Here is a 20,531-nt window from a genome sequence, read left to right as displayed (position 1 = left end):
TATGCCGATTGCGGAGGCCCCATGGGGGTTATCCACAGGCGTCAGGAGGGGTCGTCCTCGTCGGGGTCCAGGCCGGCATCCCGCAGGGTCTGCGATTCGGGGTCGTCGTCGGGCGACAATCCGGGCGCCCATCCCATCGTCCCGTCGAGGAGCGAGGCAAGGGCAGCGTCGATATCCGCATCCTGCTCCTGGGCAGCGCGACGAAGAGTGAGGAAGGTATCCGGGGTGTCCAGTTCAGTGCGGGTGGGCACCATATCGGGGTGCGACCACAGTGCGTCACGGGCCTCCGCACCGCCGTCGGCCTGGACGAGGGAGAAGATCGAGGCGGCGCCGCGCGCCCGGCGGGGGCGCATCGTTAAGCCGATGAGTTGACCGAGGATCTGCTCGGCGGGGCCGCCAGAGGCGCGCCTGCGGCGCATCATCTCCCGCAACTGATCCGCGTGGGGCAGGTAGGGGGCGAGCGCCTGAGCGGTGACGACCTCCACCCACCCCTCGATGAGTGCGAGCAGGGTTTCGAGGCGCTCGAGGGCGACCCTCTGCTCCTCGGACACGCTCAGGGCGAAAATGCCTCCTGACAGGGCGTTCTCCATGGATTCGGGATTCGACGGGTCGATGCTGCGGGCGGCCTGCGCGATCGCCTCGGCGTCAATGTCGATGCGGGCGCTGTAACGTTCGACGGCCCGCACGAGGTCGCCCTCGAGCCAGGGCACTGAGGCGAAGAGCCTGCGGTGGGCGCACTCGCGGACCGCTATGAATTGGAGGATTTCGTCGAAGGGGATATCAAGCCCCTCGGCGAATGCTTCAACGTTGGACACGACGAGTCCGGTCGTCGATTCTTTCGTCAAGGGAATGCCCACATCGGTGGAGCCGAAGGCCTCGGCCGACAGGCCCGCTAGGGCGTTGCCGATCTGTGCGGCGAACATCATTGCCGACAACTTCGGCATCATGTCACGCGTCTGCCCGAGCATCGCCGCCATTCCCTCCGGCAGGGGAGGATCGGCCGAGTCAGCGCCCTCGTTGCCCAGCTGCTGGGTGAGGGCGGAGGTGAGCGCCCGGGACACGTTCTGGGCGACCGGGTTGCAGATGGTCTTCCACATGTCGAGGGTCGCGTCGATCCACTCGGTGCGGGTCCATGCGGCGCGGGCGACCCTGCCCGGAGAGAAATCCGTCGCCGTGTCGAGCCACAGGTCCGCGATCGTGAGGGCCTGTTTGGCGCGCTCGGCTTGGGCAGCGGTGAGCGTCGGATCCCCTGAGGCGTAGGCGCGCTGGCGTGCACCGTCTGAGACGAGACTCCAATTCACGGGCTCCGTCGTCGTGTTCATGAGGAAGCGCAACTGGGTCAGGGCGGTGTTGAGTACCGCCGGGTCCGAGAATTCGGTGGGAAGCGACGAGGCGTCGAAGCCCTGGGCCTCCATGGCGCGCATCGCTTCTTGTGCCGCCTGCTCGCCGAGCATCTGGCGCAGAAAGTCCTCGAATGGATTCGCTCCCTGGGAGCCGGAGTCCTCTGTCATGCTTCGACATTACCCGCCGTCGCCCGTTCAACGCTGGATGAAACCTCACAATCCGCTGTGAATGAACAGGGGAAGCCCCGACGCGTGACGCAGCAGTGGGCGCACGGAGCCGCGAGGGCACACAATAGGGCGATGATGAACTCGAACGATGCCGCCTCCGCCACCTCCACGCCCCCGCCGGACGAGGGGGAGACCGGGCTCCGGCCCCGCCGCGATTTCATCGGCGAGCCAACGCATTCTGACCTGCGGCGCCCCCTGTGGTGTTTCGGCGCCAAACAGTGGCTTGCCGTTGCAGTCGCCGCAGTCATGGCGCTTGTGCTCTTCGTCATCCCCGTCCCCTACGTCGTGGACAGGCCCGGGCCGACCTTCAACATCATCGGCTCGGCGAACGGCCGCCCGTTCATCTCGATCAGCGGGACGGACCCTGCGACCGGTAAGGAGGTTGCCACCGACAGGGGCGGCGCTTCGGCGGGAGAGCTGCGCATGGTGACGGTCTCCCAGTCCGGCGGTCCGGGTTCTCGACTCTCCCTCATCGAGTTGATCGGCGCGTCATTCGACTCTCGCAACAGGATCGTCGCCTACGACGAGGTCTACCCTGAGGATCTCACGAAGGACGCGCTCGATGAGGCGACGAAGACACAGATGTCCTCCTCGCAGTCGACCAGCGAGGTCGCCGCCCTCGAATACTTGGGTTGGACGGTCGGCGCCACCATGACCATCGCCGGAGCCGTCGAAGGATCGGGCGCCGCGGGGAAAGTCGAAGAGGGCGACGTCATTGAGTCGATCACAACCGCAGATGGGGTCGTGCATCCGGTCGACGCCGCCTCCACGGTCTTCGGGCTGCTCCGCGAGACCCCCGTCGGAACCACCCTCGTCCTGAGCATCATCCGCGACTCCGAGCGCCTCGACATCCCCGTCGTGACTTCGAGCGGCGCTGAAGGGGAGCAGGGCTCGAAGCTCGGCATCTACCTCAATGCTGACGTGTCCCTGCCACTCGACATCTCCTTCAATCTCGAGGACGTGGGCGGCCCCTCTGCGGGGATGATGTTCGCCCTGGGGATCATTGATACCCTCACCGAGGGGGACCTCACGGGCGGGCGGATCATCGCGGGCACGGGGACGCTCTCCTACGACGGCCAGGTCGGCGCCATCGGGGGGATCGTGCAGAAGATGTGGGGTGCCTCGCGCGATGGAGCCGAGTGGTTCCTCGCACCGGAGTCGAATTGCGGCGAAGTCGTAGGAAACGTCCCCCAGGGGCTCACCGTCGTCTCCGTTGCGACTCTCGACGACGCCGTCGGTGCCGTCACCGCGATCGCTGAGGGCCGTGGGGACTCACTAGCGACCTGCGACGCCCAGGGCTAGAGGGCCGAGTCCTCGCCCTGGAGGGAGAGCGCCAGCGCTTCGACGAGATTGGGGACGAGATTCGCGCCCTGACCAACCTTGTCATCGGAGTCGAAGGCACGGGTCCGCAGCGCGCACCAGGTCTCGCCCGTGCGCAGGGCTCCGACGACGAGACGCACATCCGAGCGGCTCGGATGGTGAGAGATGAAGCGGAGTGCCTCGTCGGGATCGTCGGGAGCCTGGTCCTCCACCTCGGGCGGGACGACGATCCGCTCGACGCTCACCGCTGCGCCCGCAACCTGGGGCGGCCAGGCTAGGTGTGCGAGCATTTCTTCGAGATCGTCTTGCGCCAGGTCCTCTTGGATGATCGCCGACAGGTGGTTGGGGCTGGAGTCCCAGCCCTTGCGCAACTGGTCGGCGAGTTCCTCGGGGATATTCGGCTGGGCAATGAGCTCCCCGGTGGGGACGAGGGCGTAGAGGGTGGGGGCGTGGTCCCATCCGGCGCCAGAGGCCGTCCGCTCGATGTCGACGACGACATTGGCGAGGGCGATCTGGTGCGCCGTGGGCGTCATTGCATCGGTGTCCGTCATGACACCCATCGTCTCACGCCGACGCCCTTCACGGGCGAATCCACAGGCTCAGCCGAGCACATGTGAGCTAGCCGGGTAGGATGGTCACCACGTGCACCAACGGAAAGGAAAACGACGTGATCTCCTTCCCAATGTCCGCCTTCCCGCCGCGCGAGCCGACGCAGAGACAAGCCAGCGTTGAACCGCCGAAGGTGGGGCCGCTAGGCATCACCATCGCCGTCCTACTGGCACTCGTGGGAGTCATCTACGCCGCGTCGAGCGTGTGGACCGAAATCCTCTGGTTCCGCCAGATGCACGCGACCCGGGTCATCCTCACCCAGTGGTTCGCCCACGCGGGGCTCTTCCTCGTCGGATTCCTTATCGTCGCCGGATCTATCCTCGGCACCGCCCACTACGCCTACAAGCATCGGGAGGCGTCCACCAGGGGAGAGGCATCGGCGAATCTGCGCCAGTACCAGCAGGCCTTCGAACCGCTGCGGAAGGTCGTCTTCTGGGGGGCGGCCTTGTTCTTCGGCTTCACCAATGGTGCGAATCTGGCTCTGAACTGGCGGACCGTCCTGCAGTTTTTAAATCAGACATCATTCGGCACGACCGACCCGCATTTCGGCTACGACGTCTCTTTTTTCGTCTTCACCCTGCCGCTGCTCAGCCTCGTCGTGGACTTCCTGCTCAAGACCACTGCGCTGTGCCTGGCCGCATCCCTCATCGTCTCCTACCTGTACGGGACGATCCGTCTGCTTCCCAGGCCCCACGCCTCCAAGCAGGCGCGCCTGCAGACGGGACTCCTCGCGGCCCTCGTCTCGCTGTTCATCGGGATGAACTACTGGATCGGGCGCTACGAGCTGCTCACCCAGCAGGGCAGCAGCGTTGACGGCGCGCTCTACTCGGATATCAATGCGACCCTCCCGGCACATTCGATCCTCGCCGTCGTCTCCGTTCTCGTTGCCCTCCTCTTCGTCATCGCCGCATTCCGCGGCACGTGGCGCCTGCCCACGATCGGCGTCGCCGTGACGATCGTGTCCGCCATCGTCATTGGCGGCATCTATCCGGCACTCATCCAGCAGTTCCGCGTCACGCCGAATGAGCGCGCTCTCGAAGCGGAGTTCATCCAGCGCAATATCGATGCAACACTCGCCGCGTACAACCTCTCCGACCTTGAGTACACGAACTACGATGCGGCGACGACGGCTCAGGCCGGCCAGTTGCGGGAGGATTCCGAGTCGACCTCGCAGATCCGTCTCCTTGATCCGCAGGTCATAACGAAGACCGTTCAACAGCTCCAGCAGTCGCGTCCCTACTACGGCTTCAACTCCGGCATGTCTGTCGACCGCTACACCATTGGTGATGAGCGCCGCGACACGGTGATCGCCGTGCGCGAACTCAACCTCGAGGGCCTGTCTTCCGAGCAGAGGACCTGGGTGAATATGCACACGGTGTACACCCATGGATACGGCGTCGTCGCCGCCTACGGCAACACGGTGAACTCCGACGGACTGCCTTCGTACTGGGAGCAGTCGGTGCCTTCCACCGGGGAGATGGGCGACTACGAGGAACGTGTCTACTTCTCGCCCAACGCACCCTCGTATTCGATCGTCGGTGCGCCCGAGGGCGCGGGCGACCAGGAACTCGACTACCCCGATGACAGCGCCCAGGGCGGTCAGGTCTCCACCACCTTCACCGGTGATGGCGGGCCGAGCGTCGGCAACCTGTGGAACAAGCTGCTCTACTCGATCAAGTTCGGGTCGACGGACATGTTCTTCTCTTCACAGACGAATTCTGCCTCGCAGATCCTCTATAAGCGCGATCCGCTCCAGCGCGTCGCCGAGGTCGCTCCGTATCTGACGCTCGAACAGGACGCCTATCCGGCGGTCGTTGACATGGACGGCGACGCGTCTACCCCCAAGAGGCTCGTGTGGATCGTCGACGCTTACACGACGACGAACAAATACCCTTACGCCGAGCACACATCCCTTGAACAGTCGACTGTCGACTCGCGTTCCTCTCAGGTGAGCGAGTATGTGCAGGCGGAGACGATTAACTACATGCGCAACTCCGTCAAGGCCGTCGTTGACGCCTATGACGGGTCGGTGCGGCTCTTCGCCTGGGACGACGCCGATCCCCTGCTTAAGACGTGGACGCGGATCTACCCCGATATGGTCGAGCCCCTGTCGAATATTTCAGGTGATCTGATGAGCCACCTGCGCTACCCCGAAGATATGTTCAAGGTACAACGCGAACTGCTCACCAGCTACCACGTGACGAATGCGGCCGATTTCTACGCGGGCGGCGATCGCTGGCGCCTCGCACAGGAGACGTCGACCGCCGTGCCGACGGCCACGACGAACGCCGATGGGACGACGTCGACTACACCCGTCGCCCAGCCGCCCTACTACCTCACCATGCAGATGCCGACGCAGGAGAGTGCTGAATTCTCCCTCACCTCCGTGTTCGTCCCCGGCGGCGAATCCAAGCGCGAGGCGATGGCTGGCTTCCTCGCCGTCGACTCCGAGACTGGCAACGAGGCGGGCAAGGTTCGTGAGGGCTACGGGAAGCTCCGACTCATCGCGCTGCCGTCGTCAACGACTGTGCCCGGCCCGGGTCAGGTGCAGAACGCTTACGACTCGAATGAGAAGATCGCGACTCAGCTCAACGTCCTCAATCTGTCGGATTCGACGGTCATCCGCGGCAACCTCTTGACCCTGCCCGTCGGCGGTGGACTGCTCTACGTCCAGCCGGTCTACGTCCAGGGCACGGGCTCTGCCTCCTATCCGGTGTTGCGGTCGGTGCTAACGGCGTTCGGCAACCAGGTCGGCTTCGCATCCACGCTGGCGGCCTCCCTCGACCAGACATTCGGCGGGGACTCTGCGGCGACTGTCGCCGATACGGGTGCTAAGAATGATGCGGAGAACGCTCCGGATGCTGCTTCCGTGACGGCTCAGGAGCGTCTCAATCGGGCTCTCCGGGACGCCTCGGCCGCGATGCAGCAGTCGCAGACCGCTTTAGCGGGCGGCGACTGGGCCGCCTACGGAGAGGCGCAGAACGCGCTCAACGCTGCGATCACCGAGGCGCTCGCAGCGCAGGAGGAACTCGGTCAGGGGATCGGCGATGTCGGTACCCAGTCGGGTGCCCGCGCCCCTGGAGTTGGCCAACCGCAAAGTGGTGGGGCGTCGCGCGCTGATGGGCCGCAGTCAACTGGCTGACCACGGCTGACATGGATAGGATGCTGGGCGGTGGATTTGCGAGAGACGAAGCTCACCGTCCAGCGTTTGAACCATCCGGCGAGGGCCGCTAATGTAGTAGTTGCCGACGCGGGGTGGAGCAGTTCGGTAGCTCGCCGGGCTCATAACCCGGAGGTCGCAGGTTCAAATCCTGTCCCCGCTACCACCACAGGCCCGGTCCCAGCAGGGGCCGGGTCTCGTCGCATCTGAGCCGCTCCAGCGGGCACGTACGGGGCGGGCACCCACCCGCGCCGTCCGGCGTCGGCATCAGAGCGTCAACGGAGACGCCGAAGAGAGTCGCGGCCAGGGAGACTTCCTGGGCGGACCAGGTCACATGTCCGCGAACCTTGCGGCTAACGGTCGACTTCGAGATGCCGAGCGCCTCGCCGAGTTCGATGTTCGTCAGCCGTTCAGCGAACATCTGCTGGTTGATCGCGAACCCCAGAGCTTCGTCATGTTGCATATGCGGTGGCAAGGCCCTGAAGCGAGGCCGTATCCTCCGGCGTTGACAATCCCCCGCACTCGATGCGGACAGGGGGAAGGCCACAGGCGATGAGATACCTACACTGACAACGTGAGTTCTCAAACGGCATCCGGATCGTCGACGAAATCCCCCCAATCCCTCCTCCTCGTGATCGCTACGGGTGTCGTTGCCGGATTCCTCTCCGGCCTCTTCGGCGTCGGCGGCGGGCTTGTGATCGTCCCCGCACTCGTGACGATCCTCGATATGGAGCAGCGGCGCGCATCCGCGACTTCGCTCGTCTCGATCATCCTCACCGCAGCTGCCGGTTCGACCACCTACGCGATCAGCGGTCAGGTGTCCCTCATCGCCACGGCGTTCCTCGTCGCGGGCGCCCTCGTCGGCGCTCAGATCGGCGTCTACCTGCTGCGTAAGCTCCCCGACTGGATTCTGCCGTGGATCTTCGTCGGTTTCGTCGCCGTTGTCATCGTCTCCCAGCAGCTTCAAGTCCCCACCCGCGATGCCGCCCTCGTCCTCGATGTGCCGCGAGGGATCGGGCTCATCGTGGTCGGCGTCGTGTCGGGGATATTCTCCGGCCTTGTCGGCGTCGGCGGCGGCAGCGTCATCGTTCCCTGCCTTGAACTCGTCGTCGGCGTCGGGGATCTCCTCGCACGCGGGACCTCACTCCTCGTGATGATCCCCACGGCAGCGACGGGTACGTGGACCAATCTCAAGCACGGTCTCGCCGATCTGAAAACGGGCATCATCGTCGGCCTCGGAGCCGCCGCTATCACCCCCATCGGAGCCGCCGTTGCCGCGCATGTGAGTCCCGAGACCGGGAATCTCCTCTTCTCCGGCTTCCTCCTCGCCGTCGTCATCAATACCGTGGCGAAGGCCCGCAAGAAACAGCGACTCGCGCGACAGACGAGCGCCGCAGCCGACGAGTCGGCCATTGATGCGCTCGGAGTTTGCGGCGATTCCGGCTCCGATGCGGATGATGTCCCTCACGAGGGCGGACTGAACAGCGATGCCCGCTGAATGCGGCTGAGACTCCCGACCATACGCCACTCGTGAGAGGCCTGACAGGATCCAATGCTCTTCCTCTTTGCCAGCACCGCAGTCGGCTTCCTCATGCCGCTGCAGACCGCGATCAACTCTCGCCTGCGCCGCTCAATCGGGTCGCCCTTCGGCGCGAGCCTGGTGAGCTTCGCCGTGGGAACGTTCGTTCTGGTCGCCGTCGTCCTCGCCCTGCTCGGCGTCATCGATGTCGTCGACGTCCTCGCTCTTGCGACGAGCGCGCCGTGGTGGATGTGGATTGGCGGGGCGCTGGGCGTCATCATGCTGACGTTGAACATCCTCATGTTCCCCAGACTCGGGGGGATCGAGACGGCTTTGTGGCCCCTACTCGGCCAAGTTCTCGCCTCAGTCGCAATCGATGCTTTCGGCTGGTTCGGTGTCGGCGTGAGGCCGGTGACGGCGGCGCGGGGGATGGGCGTCCTTGTCGTCCTCGTCGGGATTGCGATGGCGACGGGCCTGTTGAATCGGCGCTCGACGCCTGCCGGGGCGTGCTCCTTCCTTCCCGAAGGGCCGGGGAAGTGGCTGTGGCGGATCACGGGATTCCTCGGGGGCATCGTATCCCCCGTGCAGTCCGCCATTAACTCCGCGCTCGGACGATACGCCGGATCAGCTGTTGTCGCTGCTCTGGTGTCGTTCCTCGTGGGAACAGGGGTTCTCGTCCTGATCGTCGCGGGGGCAGGCCTCACCCGCGCGGCAACAGTGACTATGACGCGGCCACGGGAAGACAATAGCTCCGTTACGGTTGGGGCCGGGAAGGACGCGTACGTTCACTCGACTGCTCCCTCCGATCGTCGAGGGCGATGCCGCCCCGGCACTGGGCCGTGGTGGATGTGGATCGGTGGGGCATTCGGAGCGGCGTTCGTCACCGTCATGGCAGCCGCCGTGCCCGTCATCGGCACGGGACCCGCAATGCTCGGCGCTTTGACCGGGCAGAGCGCGGCGAGCGTCGCCGTGGATCGCTTCGGTTGGCTGAAGGCTCCGCGCAAGTGGGTGGCTCCGATTCAACTGCTCGGCATCATTGTCATGCTCGCCGGGGTCGCCGCTGTTCAATTCGGTTGAGTCCCTTTTGCGGGGCTGCGCGATCGGGCGCAACGACAAGGATGGTCCGGCTTCAGCGCAGGCGTGCTGCGGGTCATTCCTGTGCAATGAGTTCCGTCGAGTAGATCGTGTAGTCGCACCGATAGATAAACAGCCGTTTGCCGTCAACCATCAGAACGGTCGCATTGGGGATGCCCTCAGCGGAGTACGAGGACACTTTCTCGCCGGTGTACACCGCAATCGGAGTGCCCTCCTGGCTGCGGACGAGGACCGTGTACTCCTTGCCCGTGAAAAACTCGTCGAACGAGGTTCTCAGACGGGTGAGGAAGGGGACAGCGGATTCTGTCGAGTTCACCTCGGCTCGCGCATTCTCGTCATTGAGGATCGATTCGAGACCGGACTGCGTCATGATGAGGCTAGAGCCGACGTGGTACATCGGGCTTTTGCCGACTGTCAGTTTGAGGACTGAAGACTCTTTCGTGACGTTGCCCTCTGCGTCGGTGATGTCGAAGCGGTCGTCAATCTCGATATGGATGGAACTGCCGGTGATGCGGTCGAGGGGCGTTGCGTTGACATCGAAGGTCTCAATGGTGGCCTTGACGCCGCGGAACTCCCACGCAACGTCTTTGACGCTCTTGTCAAAATAGGCGCATCCGCCCACAGTGAGGGCGGTTGCTGTGACCGCAAGGGAGGCGATGAGTGCTCGAAACTTCATGGGGGTCCGTTCGACGCAGAGTGGGAGACGAGGGCGGGTTTGACGCCGCTCCCAGCCTAGGCGACGCCGATCGATATCGACCCCGCATTGCGGCGCGCCGCGCATGCTCTCCGCGCGGATGAGCCCGCCCTTCGCCCTCGAACAATTTGTGGTCGCTCTACTTCACGATCTCAATGCCCAGGGTCTTTGAGGCCTCCTCGTAGCCGCCGGCATTGGTGAGATTAGTGAAACCCATTTGCTTCATCTGGGCGATGGCCTGGCTGGAGCGATTCCCCGAGCGGCAATACAGCGTGTAATCGCCCTCCTTGTCGAATGCGGCGATTTCATCGGCGAATGTTGGGGAACTGAAGTCGACGTTGATGGCGCCGTTGAGGTGGCCCTCGGCGAACTCTTCAGGGGTGCGCACATCGATAAGGGTGCCGGTGGATATGGTGGTTCCGGTTGATAGCGCCGGTGCCGTGGAGGCCGACTGCGTCGTTGTGTCCTCGGCTGCGGGGGCGGCGGAGTGAGTACCGCAGGAGCTGAGCGCGATGAGGGCGAGGGCGGCAGCTCCGACGAGGGCGAGGGGCGAGTAACGGAACATGAGAGTCTCCTTGGTGGACGTCTGATTCGTAGGGCTGCTCCCAGTGTCGCAGGATGAGCCTCCTCAGGGGCGTCGAGGTGGCGGGTGTCACACGCGTCACATAGGGGCGCACGAACCCGACCAGTCGGCAGGCGAAGATCGTCGGGGCAGCGGAGGCCGTGATTCGTCGTCACTCGGATACGACGAACATGACGGCGTGGGCTCAGCGGTAGACAAACGCCCTGTCGAGGGTTGCGACGAGACCGTCATTGACAGCGCGAGGACCGCCGAATAGGTGTCGGTCACCTGGCGGTTCCACGGGTTGTCGACGGATCGATGTGCGCGTACGAGAGGGAATCGTCCCAGAACGTCCACCGCGGATCCGTATGAATGGTCTCGAGTGCGGTGGTGGGGATCCGTTGCGGGATGCCGGATATCATTCCGAATTGGATGAGAGCATCTTCGACGATGGGATCAGTGGCGAAGGAGGATGCCAGTCCGAGGCTGGTGAACCACGTTCGGGCGATCCGGTGATGCTCGTGGGCGGTCATGGTCGTTCCGAATGCGGAATGAACCTGAAACGCCTATGCCCGTGTGTAATCTGTGGGCGTGTTCAGATCCGCCAGTATCGTACGAAGGCAGGGGCAGTCGATGGAGGCGTCGCCGATCCATAGACTGCTGGCCTGGGCACGAGAAGACGAGGAGGACGTCTTCGAGGGAATGTCATCGTCCGATGGCGATGAACTGTTCCTCAATGAGGACCGCGCTCGGCTCGCTGAATCCGAACTCTCGGAAGGAAACGAGTCGACGTCATATCGAGGCGGGCATGTCGCCGGCGCTGCCACCATGTCCGACTGGGATCGTGTCCTCCTGAAGGGGAGTCGCTTGCCGGGACTCCCCGGTAACATCCTGCTTCACGATCTGCTCACCGCCGATGAGGAGCAGGAACTCGCCAGGACGATCCAGGCGGGCGTCGTCACCGCCCGCGACGTGAAAGCAGCGGGAACGAGGTCGGGGAGAGGGCGCATTGAACGCGGCGTCACAGCGATGGATATCCTCATTCGATCGAACATCCGCCTCGTTCGCGCCGTGGTGGTGCGCCACGGAGGGCGCCTCGAATATGAGGATGCGATGAGTTTCGGGCTCCTCGGTCTCATGCGCGCCGCACAGAAATTCGAACCGGGGCGCGGCAAGTTCTCGACCTACGCAGTGTGGTGGATTCGACAGGCGTTGAGCAGGGGAGCGCACGACACGGCGAGCCTGATCAGGCTGCCGGTCCACCAGGCGGAGACGAATCGCAAAGTCTTGCGTCTCCTCAGAGAAGCAGGAGCAGACTGGTCCGTTCCCGCTAGGAGGCTTCCCGATTCCGTTTTCGTTGAGATATCGAGGGAAAAATACGACGCGATCCGTGGAGCTATTCAAACTCCGTTGAGCCTCGGAGATGCGTCTACTCCCGACGTCGGTGACGAATGGTGGAGCAGAATTATAGCTGACGAAGATCCGATCGACGGGGCTGACGAACAACTCATGAGCGAACGGATCTGGGATGTACTGTCCGGGTGCGTCGGTCGGACGCCCAATCTCGACTTTCGGGGGTTCGACATCCTTCGAAGGCGCATGGGCGCTTTCGAAGGAATTCCGCAGACGCTTGATGAGATCGGTAAGGAATACGGAATCACGCGTGAACGTGTGCGTCAGATCGTGAACAAGATTCTCAGGGATGATCTGGTTCGAGAAGCCCTCGTATCTTTCGTCGAATGGGACGCCCCTTCTATCGATTGGGAGGAGAAATCCTCCCAATCGATAGAAGAAGCCGACGACAGCGCGAAGGGGGAGGAATGAGGACGGCAAAAGGCGTGAATCGAGTGCTTCGTTCATAAGAGAGGTCCTTTGCTGCTCGCACATAGCCCGTCGTCTCACCCGCTTCGCTGCGATCACGGACGGTGGGAGAACACGGGCTCATCCACCAGTGCGTCTGGACGGTCATCACCCTGATGGGGGCGCGTCACTCGTCGGCGGCGCTCGGATGCGTCATATCGGCGGGCACTACCCAGGCGTCGAACTCCTCCTCGGTGACGAAGCCCAGTTCGAGGGCGGACTCGCGCAGGGACAGGCCCTTGTGGTGAGCGTTCTTCGCGATCTTCGAGGCCTTGTCGTAACCGATGTGGCGGTTGAGTGCCGTGACCTGCATGAGGTTCGACTCCAGGTTCGCCTGGATCTTCTCGAGGTTCGGCTCGATGCCGTATGCGCAGTTCTCATCGAAGGAGACGCAGGCGTCCCCGAGCAGGCGGATCGATTCGAGCACATTCCACGCCATGACGGGCTTGAATACGTTGAGTTGGAAATTGCCCTGCGAACCGGCGAAGCCGACGGCCGTATCATTGCCGAAAACCTGTACGGCGACCATTGTCATCGCCTCGCACTGCGTGGGATTGACTTTGCCCGGCATGATCGATGAACCCGGCTCATTCTCGGGGATGATGAGTTCGCCGATGCCATTGCGCGGTCCTGACGCGTACCAGCGGACATCGTTCGCAATCTTCATGAGGGCGTCGGCGAGGACCCGGAGCGCGCCGGACACAAGGACGAGGGCGTCATGCGCGCCCAGGGCCGCGAAGAGATTATCCGCCTGGGCGAAGGGGATGCCCGTCTCTTCGCTGATCTTGTCGGCGCACAGGGAGCCGAAGGCGGGGTGGGCGTTGAGGCCCGTGCCGACTGCTGTGCCTCCGATGGCGAGCTCCCGCGCCCGCGAATCCGCATAGCGGATCCCGTCGAGGGCGAAGTCGATCTGAGCAACCCACCCGGAGAAGACCTGGCCTAAGCGGATCGGCGTGGCGTCCTGAAGGTGGGTGCGGCCCACCATGATGATGTCGTCGAACTTCTTCGCCTTCTTGTCGAGGGTGTTGCGCAGTTGCATGACTCGCGGATACATGTTCTGGAGTTCGGACACGACTGCGATGTGCATGGCCGTCGGGAAGGTGTCATTCGACGACTGACCGCGATTGACGTGATCATTCGGGTGGACGGGGGTTTTCGACCCCATGGAGCCGCCGGCGAGTTCGATCGCACGGTTGGAAATGACCTCGTTCGAGTTCATATTGGATTGGGTGCCCGAACCCGTCTGGAAGACGACGAGGGGGAAGTGATCGTCGAGGTCGCCCGCGATGACCTCATCTGCTGCGCGCGCGATGAGCTGTGCGATGTCGGAGGGCAGCTCGCCGAGCTCGGCGTTCGCGAGGGCTGCGGACTTCTTGAGCACTCCGAGGGCGCGCACCATGGGGCGCCCCCAGACGAAGGTGTTGCGACCGATGTTGAAGTTGTTGAGCGAGCGTTCGGTCTGGGCCCCCCAGTAGCGGTCGGAGGCGACCTCGATAGTGCCCATGGAATCGGATTCGGTGCGGGTGGTAGTCGCCACGATGTGCTCCTTCTATAGACTTCACCGCTTATAAGCCTACTGGGAAGGCACTCCTAATCGCAGTGTGTGTGCACTTATTGTCTGACGCGCAGCTGCGGATGCACCCATGCGCACAGGGCTGAAGCGCTGACCAGGGAAAATGCCAGGATGAATGGCATGACCGGATGCCATCCGTAGAGAGCGGTGGCGCTGACAGGGGCGACGATCCACGTGACGGCGCCCGTCGCATTGAGGATCCCAGCAACGCCACCCTGCTCATCGTCGTTGACGGCGAGAGAGCCGCCCGCAGTGAATCCGGGCCCCGCCATACCGCTCGCGCATCCCATCGCGAAAGCGGATGCGGTGATGAACGCCAGCGAGGGGGCGAACATCAGGGCGAGAACCGCCGCGACTCCGAGGCTCATGCCCGCCCGCAGCAGCACAATGGGACGCGCACTGAGCCTCGGGACGATGATGAGCTGCATGAACATCGCCCCCGACGCATTGGCGAGCAGCATCATCGCCGTTACCGACACTGCGGTCTTGGGATCCGTATCGAGGCGGTCCTGCACGATGAAGCCCATCGTGATCTGGACGACTCCGGCTGCGAAAAAAATCCCGAAAGCACCTGTAATCCACGGCAGGATCCTCCGATCCCTCCAGGAGACGCGCGGCGGCAGAACGGTCGCCTCGTCGTCCGTCAATGTCGAGTGGGACGAGGCGGCGGGGGAGTCCTCGGGGACCGCGACGAGGGCGATGACGAGGGCGATCGCAATGAACCAGGGCGTTGCATGAACAGGCGCGTAGATCCACCAGGTCGACAGCGCCGACGAGATGAGCGAGCCGATCATGATCGACAGATTGATCGCCCCGGAGAATGCGGACATTCCCCGCAGCCGCGTCCTCTCATCTGGGGTGATATGCGCGATCAGTGCCTGGCCCGTCGGCGGGATGGCCGCGACTGCGGCGCCGAAGAAAGGGCCCCTGGCCACCATGATGCCGATACCCGCTCCGATTGCGCAGATGAGCCCTGCTGCGCGCAACCACACGGCGCCGGAGAAGACGATGCCCGCAGCAAGGGCGAGCGCGAGTGCCCACACGAGGACGCGCCTGCGCCCCCAGGCTATCGAACGGCGCCCCCAGAACTGACTGAGCAGAGTGACGGCGACCGCGGCCAGGGACACCGCTGCTCCGACGATCCACTCCGGGACGGATAGCGCCCTCGCCAGGGGTGCGATCGAGACGTTCAGCATGTTCTGCGCCGTGTAGGTGAACAAGGCGATCGCAAGCATGGCGCGCAGAGTCGGATTCGACAATACGGGGTGAGAAGTCGAGTCGGGCACCAGGGGATTGTACGCCTCGCGACTGGCGGTGTGCCGTCCCGGTTCAGCGTCTCACGTAGGTCGTCACTCTCCACGCAGCATCACCGGAGACGGGTCGCCAATCGGCATCGGAGCGCTCCTCGTCCACCCTCCAGACCGACTCGTCAATCACAGGGGCGCGCACAAGATCCGAGTCGCCCCCTGAGACGATGTCGAGGTCAAGATCCGTGACAACGAGTTCATCGACCAGTCCCATCGTTTGTTCGTAGAGTGCGCCCCCGCCGGTGATCCACACATAGGGCGCTCCGCTGCGCTGAGCCTCGCGTATGCCGAGTTCGATCGCCTCGTCAATGGAGGCGACGACAACCGCTCCGGGCGCCTCAAAGCCCTTGGTGCGGGTGAGGACGATATTCGTCCTGCCGGGCAGGGGAGCACCGAGCGCCTGCCAGGATCGGCGCCCCATGATGATCGGGCAGCCCATCGTCGACCTCTTGAAGTGCGCGAAATCAGCGGGGACCCGCCATGGCATTGCAGAGCCGGTGCCGATGATGCGCCGGGCGTCCTGCGCCCAGATGGAGGCGAGGATCGTCATACCGCCACCGGCGCCTTGATCGTCGGATGGTGCACATAGTCCTCGACTGACACGTCGTCGAAAGTGTAGGAGAACATGGAGTCGGCGTACGCGAGGGTGAGAGTCGGGAAGGGATAGGGGGTGCGGGACAGCTGCTCGGCGACCTGCTCCTGGTGGTTGGAATAGATATGGCAGTCCCCGCCCGTCCAGATGAAGTCGCCGACTTCGAGGCCCGCTTGCTGGGCGAACATATGCGTGAGCAGCGAATAGGAGGCGATGTTGAAGGGGACGCCGAGGAACATGTCGGCGCTGCGCTGGTAGAGCTGAAGGGACAAGCGCCCGTCGGCGACGTAGAGTTGGAAGAAGGCGTGGCACGGTTCGAGCGCCATGGCCCCCAATTCGCCGACATTCCACGCCGACACCATCATCCTGCGCGAATCCGGATTCGTTCGCAGGGTCTCAACGACCCGACTGATCTGGTCGATCGTCCCGCCATCGGCGGTGCGCCACGAGCGCCACTGGACGCCGTAGACGGGCCCGAGTTCGCCGTCCTCATCCGCCCACTCGTTCCAGATGCGGATGCCATTGTCCTGGAGCCAGCGGACATTCGACTCCCCCGACAAGAACCACAGGAGTTCACCGACGACGGACTTGAGGTGAATGCGCTTCGTCGTGATGAGCGGGAAGCCTTTCGACAGGTCGTAGCGCAGCTGCGCCCCGAAAAGAGAAGTCGTTCCCGTGCCCGTCCGGTCGCTTTTGCGGCTCCCTTCGGCCATGATCCGTTCGAGCAGGTCCTCATACTGTCGGTCGATCACTGGCACTTGATCCTCCTTCGGTGTTACTGCTCACTCAGCGCTGTGCTTCGTGGGCGACGGTATCAAATAATTCGCGTCGGACGCCGCCGTCGCCTGGCAGCGGCGTCCTCGTCCTCGGCGCCGATGGGCAGGCGTAGGGTCTCGAAGGCCCGCGACGCGGCCTCGTCCCCCGATATTTGAACATCGACGATCTTCGGGGCGGGGAAGGACAGTGGAGGAGCACCCAGGGCCAGTGACAGGCCTTCGATCGTGGTCTTCGCGAGTGCGGAGCCGACGCCCCAACCCACTGCGGCGCCGATCCCGAAGGGGATGAGTCTGCCGACGGTCGACATTGCGGTGGACGTGGCGGCTTTCCGCTTGAGCCACGAGAACATCAGGCGGTTGAACTGGTCCGCGGATATGGTGCGGATATTGATGAAGGAGGAGCGGAACCACGCCGCAGTCGCAATGCCCACCTGCAGGGAGATCGCCTCGGCGCCCTCTTGCCCTGTTAAGGCGGCGAGGACGAGTGCGGTGCGCTTGGCGGGATCGCGCATATCGATGCCGTATAAGTGCGCGACGACGAGACAGTGATGCGCGGCTTCCGATACGAAGGCGGCGAGTTGGGCGCCGGATGCTCCTACGCTGACAGCAGTCCCGGTCCCAGGGAAAGCGGCGACTGCGCCGACGAGGGCGGACTCGGATGACACGCGCTTCTTGAAGCGCCGATTCGCGATCTCAATGAGCTCGCCGGGACTCGCCTGGGGGTAGCGGCTGCGCAAACGCTCAGCAGAGTGCGCCGTCACCTTGTAGGGGACGTTGAGCATCGCCTCCCATGTCGTGGCGACCCGGCCCCACACGGACATGTCAGACCTCGCCGACCGGTTCGTCGGTGAAGGTCTTCGTGTAGTCGGCTCCCCGAAGAAGAGTGTGGCCGATCGTGCAATTGCGGTCGATCGCGCCCTCGGCTCGGCGCAGCAGTTTCGCCCTCTCCTCCTCGTCGACTCCCGACAGGTCCTGGATGAGTTCCACATCGAAGGAGGAGAAGCGGTCCTCCTGTTCGACATAGGCGCCGGACACGCCGATGAGTTGTTCGAAATCCTCGCCGAGTCGATCGGTGAGCCGCTTGTCGGAGGACATGGCATTGCAGCCCGCAAGCGCGATCTTCAATAGGTCGCCGGGGGAGAAACGGCCGGGACCGTCCCCGACGAGGACCTCGGCGCCGCGGGCGTTGCGCGCCACGTACTGGCGCACTCCCTGACGGTTGAGGAAAAGCGCCGACGAGGGCGTAGCAGCGGGGGAGCCTGTTGTGTCAGTCATGGAACCATTGTCACCCGATGCGGCGCCCGGCCGCTCGTCGGCCGCTGTGATTCTCGCGTCGACGGGCGGAGCACCCAGTGCACTCAACGGGCGTCGCACCACTTCTTCGCCAAGGACACTTCCTTGAGGATCACCTTCGAGGCGTGTTCGAGGGCCTCGCGTTCGATTCGCGCGCCGAAGAAGGGGATCGACACCGACAGGTCGCCCGACACTGCGCGCACGGCGGCCCCGTCCTCGTCCATCATCGTTGACGAGCATTCGAGGGCGACTGGTGCTCCCTGTGTCTTCACGGTCGTAGTCGCGGTCAATCGCCCTTCGTCGCCGCTCCATTCCTCAGTGAAGGTCACGGTGACCGCGCCCCTAATGATCGACCGTGCTGCGGCGGGGATGAAGCGATCGGAGACAGCGCCCATCGCTCGGACGCGCCTGCCCTCCACCTTGACATCGAGGGAGTCGCACAGCTGGGAGAACCTGGATCGGATGTATTGAGGATCGAGACTCATCTCCTCCACTTGAGCGCTCGTCATCGGATACGAGGCGGACTGGGTGAAACGCATGAGACTCTCCTTGCAAGACATCAGGTGCATATCAGACGCTACACGCTCTGGGCTCGATCATCCGCTTCGGATGCGTCGAGCCGAGTCACTCCCATGCGTCGGCACACTACAGTTGACCATTATGAGAAGTCTGACCCAACTGGCGGAAGAAGCATCGAAGGGCTCTCTGACGGACAAGGATATCGAGTGGCTCCACCTGTTACTCGCGGACTGGCAGGTCCTCGCCGATCTGTCCGCCGCCGACCTCGTCTTGTGGCTGCACACCGACGATGACCGATTCGTGGCGGTCGCGCATTGTCGACCCGCAACATCTGCTACGGTCCACGTCGAGGACACGATCGGGCTCTACCTGCCGGCCGCCCGAGAGGTCGAACTGCGCCGCTCCATCGCCACCGGGCAGGTCGTCAAGTCCTCAGCAGCGCGTTGGGCGGGCACTTACTCCATGATGGAGACCTGTATCCCCGTCTTCCACGACGGACGGATCATCGCCGTGATGACGCGCGAATCGAACCTGTCTTCGCCGCGCGTGTCCGTCGGTACCGAGAACTGGCCCACCGAGGCGGCCGACATGCTGTGCCACATGATCACCAGGGGCGAATACCCCTATGATTCGACGCCGACCGTTACCACCAGGGGGCTGCCGCGCGTGCTCGACGGCATCATCATGCTCGACCCCGATGGGCGCGTCCAGCATGCTACTCCGAACGCGGTGTCGTGCCTGCGCCGCCTGGGCATCCGCTCGGCCATCCGCGGCAAAGTCCTCATCCAGGAGATCACCGACGTCATCGGCGACGACATGATGATCGATGAGTCCACGCCCGTCGTCGTCATGGGGAGGGCGTCCTGGCGCGTAGAGATCTCCGCGAGGTCATCGACGATCACCATGCGTGCCCTGCCTCTCATCAATGGAAGGAGGCGACTCGGAGCGATCATCCTGACGCGTGACGTGTCCGAAGTGCGCCGCCGCGAGCAGGAACTCATGACGAAGGACGCGACGATCCGGGAGATCCACCACCGGGTGAAGAACAATCTTCAGACAGTGTCCGCCCTCTTGCGCCTTCAAGCGCGCAGATCCGACCAGGAGAGCGTCAAACAGGCTCTCGCGGAGGCCGAACGACGGGTCCAGGCGATCGCCACGGTCCATGCGGCGCTGTCGCAGAACGTCGACGAAGAGGTGGAGTTCGACGAGGTCGCCCGCTCGGTGACACGACTCGCCGGAGCAGTGGCATCAACGGATCATGCGGTGGAGGTCGTTCTTCACGGCTCGTTCGGGACGATTCCCGCCGATCAGGCGCTCGCCTTGTCGACGGTGCTCAACGAACTCATCGCGAATGCGGTCGAGCACGGACTGGCCGACCGGGACGGCACTGTCGAAGTGAGAGCCGACCGCGATGGCGAGCAACTCATCGTCACAGTCGCTGACAATGGCGCGGGCTTCGAACCGGGGTCGCCCATGAGCGGCCTGGGGACTCAGATCGTCAAACAGATGGTGCGCGGCGAACTCAACGGCTCCATTGATTGGGCGCTCGGCGACGATGGGGGCACGGTGGTGACGGTAAAGGCTCGGGTCGATATGCCTTGAAACGGTTGCTGAACAGCGTTGGGCAGTCGCATCGGGGCAGATGAAAGTGTGGGGCGACCGATCGGCCGCCCCACACCTCAACAGTCCTGATTCAGGAGGCGCGGCGAGCGCGTGCGGCTCGGCGCTTGAGGGAGCGGCGCTCCTCTTCGCTCATCCCCCCCCAGACGCCGGAGTCCTGATTGTTCTCGATAGCCCATTGCAGGCAGATCGCCTCAACGGAGCAGGTATGGCAGACGGCCTTCGCCTCAGCGGCCTGGGCGATTGCCGGGCCGGTATTGCCAATGGGGAAGAAAAGCTCGGGGTCAACGGTGAGACATGCTGCCTTGCTCCGCCAGTCCATTTTCTTCGATACTCCCTTGATCCGGTAATAGATTCACTCGCGTCTTCATCCGCACGAGCCGCCGCGCACACGAACACCACAGACAAGTGTTGAGCATTGAGATAATTCCGGCAAGAGAAAACTGAAAATCACGCGAATT

At 63.8% G+C, this 20,531-nt stretch carries 20 protein-coding genes and 1 tRNA gene; 7 read left to right on the top strand and 14 right to left on the bottom strand.

Translation table 11 applies throughout. The features are described from left to right. Positions 1-41: 41 nt before the first annotated feature. Positions 42-1,511, bottom strand: coding sequence for a zinc-dependent metalloprotease (locus tag BQ7471_RS00190; protein WP_076463309.1), 1,470 nt, complete (start codon positions 1,509-1,511; stop codon positions 42-44). A 132-nt stretch (positions 1,512-1,643) separates the two neighbouring features. On the opposite strand from BQ7471_RS00190, the gene BQ7471_RS00185 reads away from it, so the two are divergent. Continuing rightward, on the top strand, positions 1,644-2,873 hold the full coding sequence (locus BQ7471_RS00185) for a YlbL family protein (protein ID WP_083663174.1): 1,230 nt from the start codon (positions 1,644-1,646) through the stop codon (positions 2,871-2,873). Here BQ7471_RS00185 and BQ7471_RS00180 read toward each other — a convergent pair. Continuing rightward, positions 2,870-3,451: a PPA1309 family protein gene (locus BQ7471_RS00180; RefSeq protein WP_235821187.1), complete on the bottom strand. Its 582-nt coding sequence runs from the start codon at positions 3,449-3,451 to the stop codon at positions 2,870-2,872. The genes BQ7471_RS00185 and BQ7471_RS00180 overlap by 4 nt on opposite strands. 122 nt (positions 3,452-3,573) lie before the next feature. Here BQ7471_RS00180 and BQ7471_RS00175 point away from each other — a divergent pair, with 122 nt between their 5' ends. Both BQ7471_RS00175 and BQ7471_RS00170 read left to right on the top strand, forming a co-directional pair. Beyond that, positions 3,574-6,642: a UPF0182 family membrane protein gene (locus tag BQ7471_RS00175; RefSeq protein ID WP_076463564.1), complete on the top strand. Its 3,069-nt coding sequence runs from the start codon at positions 3,574-3,576 to the stop codon at positions 6,640-6,642. A 107-nt stretch (positions 6,643-6,749) separates the two neighbouring features. Beyond that, positions 6,750-6,826, top strand: a tRNA-Met gene (locus BQ7471_RS00170). Here the strand turns inward: BQ7471_RS00170 and BQ7471_RS00165 are convergent. Next, on the bottom strand, positions 6,821-7,123 hold the full coding sequence (locus tag BQ7471_RS00165; protein ID WP_076463307.1) for a helix-turn-helix domain-containing protein: 303 nt from the start codon (positions 7,121-7,123) through the stop codon (positions 6,821-6,823). The two genes, BQ7471_RS00170 and BQ7471_RS00165, sit on opposite strands and share 6 nt — an antisense overlap. A 111-nt stretch (positions 7,124-7,234) precedes the next feature. Between BQ7471_RS00165 and BQ7471_RS00160 the strand changes: the two genes are divergently transcribed. Together BQ7471_RS00160 and BQ7471_RS00155 are read left to right on the top strand one after the other, a co-directional pair. Then, positions 7,235-8,158: a sulfite exporter TauE/SafE family protein gene (locus tag BQ7471_RS00160; protein WP_076463306.1), complete on the top strand. Its 924-nt coding sequence runs from the start codon at positions 7,235-7,237 to the stop codon at positions 8,156-8,158. 54 nt (positions 8,159-8,212) lie between these two features. After that, complete coding sequence (locus BQ7471_RS00155; RefSeq protein WP_076463304.1) at positions 8,213-9,256, top strand: DMT family transporter; 1,044 nt, start codon at positions 8,213-8,215, stop codon at positions 9,254-9,256. A gap of 73 nt (positions 9,257-9,329) precedes the next feature. On the opposite strand, the gene BQ7471_RS00150 is transcribed toward BQ7471_RS00155, so the two are convergent. The 3 genes from BQ7471_RS00150 to BQ7471_RS00140 form a co-directional block, all read right to left on the bottom strand. Beyond that, complete coding sequence (locus BQ7471_RS00150) at positions 9,330-9,950, bottom strand: DUF5052 family protein (protein ID WP_076463302.1); 621 nt, start codon at positions 9,948-9,950, stop codon at positions 9,330-9,332. Positions 9,951-10,107: 157 nt separating this feature from the next. Then, positions 10,108-10,533 (bottom strand): rhodanese-like domain-containing protein, encoded by a 426-nt coding sequence (locus BQ7471_RS11815; RefSeq protein ID WP_076463300.1) that lies wholly within the window; start codon positions 10,531-10,533, stop codon positions 10,108-10,110. Positions 10,534-10,814: 281 nt separating this feature from the next. Then, on the bottom strand, positions 10,815-11,063 hold the full coding sequence (locus tag BQ7471_RS00140; RefSeq protein WP_076463299.1) for a hypothetical protein: 249 nt from the start codon (positions 11,061-11,063) through the stop codon (positions 10,815-10,817). Positions 11,064-11,163: 100 nt separating this feature from the next. Here BQ7471_RS00140 and BQ7471_RS00135 point away from each other — a divergent pair, with 100 nt between their 5' ends. Further along, complete coding sequence (locus BQ7471_RS00135; RefSeq protein ID WP_076463297.1) at positions 11,164-12,354, top strand: sigma-70 family RNA polymerase sigma factor; 1,191 nt, start codon at positions 11,164-11,166, stop codon at positions 12,352-12,354. A 163-nt stretch (positions 12,355-12,517) separates the two neighbouring features. Here the strand turns inward: BQ7471_RS00135 and fumC are convergent, their stop codons facing one another. From fumC to BQ7471_RS00100, 7 genes are all read right to left on the bottom strand, one after another. Next, entirely contained in the window at positions 12,518-13,927 is a 1,410-nt protein-coding gene (fumC, locus tag BQ7471_RS00130) for a class II fumarate hydratase (protein WP_076463287.1), read from the bottom strand. Between the two features lie 74 nt (positions 13,928-14,001). Beyond that, positions 14,002-15,198, bottom strand: a complete 1,197-nt coding sequence (locus BQ7471_RS00125) for an MFS transporter (protein ID WP_076463563.1) — start codon at positions 15,196-15,198, stop codon at positions 14,002-14,004. 94 nt (positions 15,199-15,292) lie between these two features. Continuing rightward, entirely contained in the window at positions 15,293-15,820 is a 528-nt protein-coding gene (locus BQ7471_RS00120; protein WP_076463285.1) for a dihydrofolate reductase, read from the bottom strand. After that, on the bottom strand, positions 15,817-16,620 hold the full coding sequence (locus BQ7471_RS00115; protein ID WP_076463283.1) for a thymidylate synthase: 804 nt from the start codon (positions 16,618-16,620) through the stop codon (positions 15,817-15,819). Before BQ7471_RS00115 ends, BQ7471_RS00120 begins: the two co-directional genes overlap by 4 nt. 56 nt (positions 16,621-16,676) lie before the next feature. After that, complete coding sequence (locus BQ7471_RS00110) at positions 16,677-17,459, bottom strand: VPDSG-CTERM exosortase interaction domain protein (RefSeq protein WP_076463282.1); 783 nt, start codon at positions 17,457-17,459, stop codon at positions 16,677-16,679. A gap of 1 nt (position 17,460) precedes the next feature. Continuing rightward, positions 17,461-17,913 carry an OsmC family protein gene (locus tag BQ7471_RS00105; protein WP_076463561.1) on the bottom strand — a complete coding sequence of 151 codons (453 nt, stop codon included), beginning with the start codon at positions 17,911-17,913 and terminating at the stop codon, positions 17,461-17,463. 83 nt (positions 17,914-17,996) lie between these two features. Beyond that, entirely contained in the window at positions 17,997-18,470 is a 474-nt protein-coding gene (locus BQ7471_RS00100; RefSeq protein WP_076463280.1) for a DUF2505 domain-containing protein, read from the bottom strand. 121 nt (positions 18,471-18,591) lie between these two features. On the opposite strand from BQ7471_RS00100, the gene BQ7471_RS00095 reads away from it, so the two are divergent. Then, on the top strand, positions 18,592-20,052 hold the full coding sequence (locus BQ7471_RS00095) for a sensor histidine kinase (RefSeq protein WP_076463278.1): 1,461 nt from the start codon (positions 18,592-18,594) through the stop codon (positions 20,050-20,052). Positions 20,053-20,143: 91 nt separating this feature from the next. Here BQ7471_RS00095 and BQ7471_RS00090 read toward each other — a convergent pair whose 3' ends face one another. Next, positions 20,144-20,392 (bottom strand): WhiB family transcriptional regulator, encoded by a 249-nt coding sequence (locus BQ7471_RS00090; RefSeq protein WP_076463275.1) that lies wholly within the window; start codon positions 20,390-20,392, stop codon positions 20,144-20,146. Positions 20,393-20,531 lie beyond the last annotated feature (139 nt).

Source organism: Actinomyces mediterranea (assembly GCF_900155595.1).
Lineage (GTDB): Bacteria > Actinomycetota > Actinomycetes > Actinomycetales > Actinomycetaceae > Pauljensenia > Pauljensenia mediterranea.
The sequence above is the reverse complement of the archived record's forward strand: the minus strand, read 5'-3'. Positions and strand labels throughout refer to the sequence as shown.

Coding starts and splice junctions, on each gene's coding strand:
- BQ7471_RS00190 (WP_076463309.1), bottom strand. CDS start 1,511: ATGACAGAGGACTCCGGCTCCCAGGGAGCGAATCCATTCGAGGACTTT.
- BQ7471_RS00175 (WP_076463564.1), top strand. CDS start 3,574: ATGTCCGCCTTCCCGCCGCGCGAGCCGACGCAGAGACAAGCCAGCGTT.
- BQ7471_RS00120 (WP_076463285.1), bottom strand. CDS start 15,820: ATGACGATCCTCGCCTCCATCTGGGCGCAGGACGCCCGGCGCATCATC.
- BQ7471_RS11815 (WP_076463300.1), bottom strand. CDS start 10,533: ATGTTCCGTTACTCGCCCCTCGCCCTCGTCGGAGCTGCCGCCCTCGCC.
- BQ7471_RS00125 (WP_076463563.1), bottom strand. CDS start 15,198: ATGCTTGCGATCGCCTTGTTCACCTACACGGCGCAGAACATGCTGAAC.
- BQ7471_RS00105 (WP_076463561.1), bottom strand. CDS start 17,913: ATGACTGACACAACAGGCTCCCCCGCTGCTACGCCCTCGTCGGCGCTT.
- BQ7471_RS00135 (WP_076463297.1), top strand. CDS start 11,164: ATGGAGGCGTCGCCGATCCATAGACTGCTGGCCTGGGCACGAGAAGAC.
- BQ7471_RS00140 (WP_076463299.1), bottom strand. CDS start 11,063: ATGACCGCCCACGAGCATCACCGGATCGCCCGAACGTGGTTCACCAGC.
- BQ7471_RS00090 (WP_076463275.1), bottom strand. CDS start 20,392: ATGGACTGGCGGAGCAAGGCAGCATGTCTCACCGTTGACCCCGAGCTT.
- BQ7471_RS00100 (WP_076463280.1), bottom strand. CDS start 18,470: ATGCGTTTCACCCAGTCCGCCTCGTATCCGATGACGAGCGCTCAAGTG.
- BQ7471_RS00095 (WP_076463278.1), top strand. CDS start 18,592: ATGAGAAGTCTGACCCAACTGGCGGAAGAAGCATCGAAGGGCTCTCTG.
- BQ7471_RS00155 (WP_076463304.1), top strand. CDS start 8,213: ATGCTCTTCCTCTTTGCCAGCACCGCAGTCGGCTTCCTCATGCCGCTG.
- BQ7471_RS00180 (WP_235821187.1), bottom strand. CDS start 3,451: ATGGGTGTCATGACGGACACCGATGCAATGACGCCCACGGCGCACCAG.
- BQ7471_RS00185 (WP_083663174.1), top strand. CDS start 1,644: ATGATGAACTCGAACGATGCCGCCTCCGCCACCTCCACGCCCCCGCCG.
- BQ7471_RS00110 (WP_076463282.1), bottom strand. CDS start 17,459: ATGTCCGTGTGGGGCCGGGTCGCCACGACATGGGAGGCGATGCTCAAC.
- BQ7471_RS00165 (WP_076463307.1), bottom strand. CDS start 7,123: ATGCAACATGACGAAGCTCTGGGGTTCGCGATCAACCAGCAGATGTTC.
- BQ7471_RS00150 (WP_076463302.1), bottom strand. CDS start 9,950: ATGAAGTTTCGAGCACTCATCGCCTCCCTTGCGGTCACAGCAACCGCC.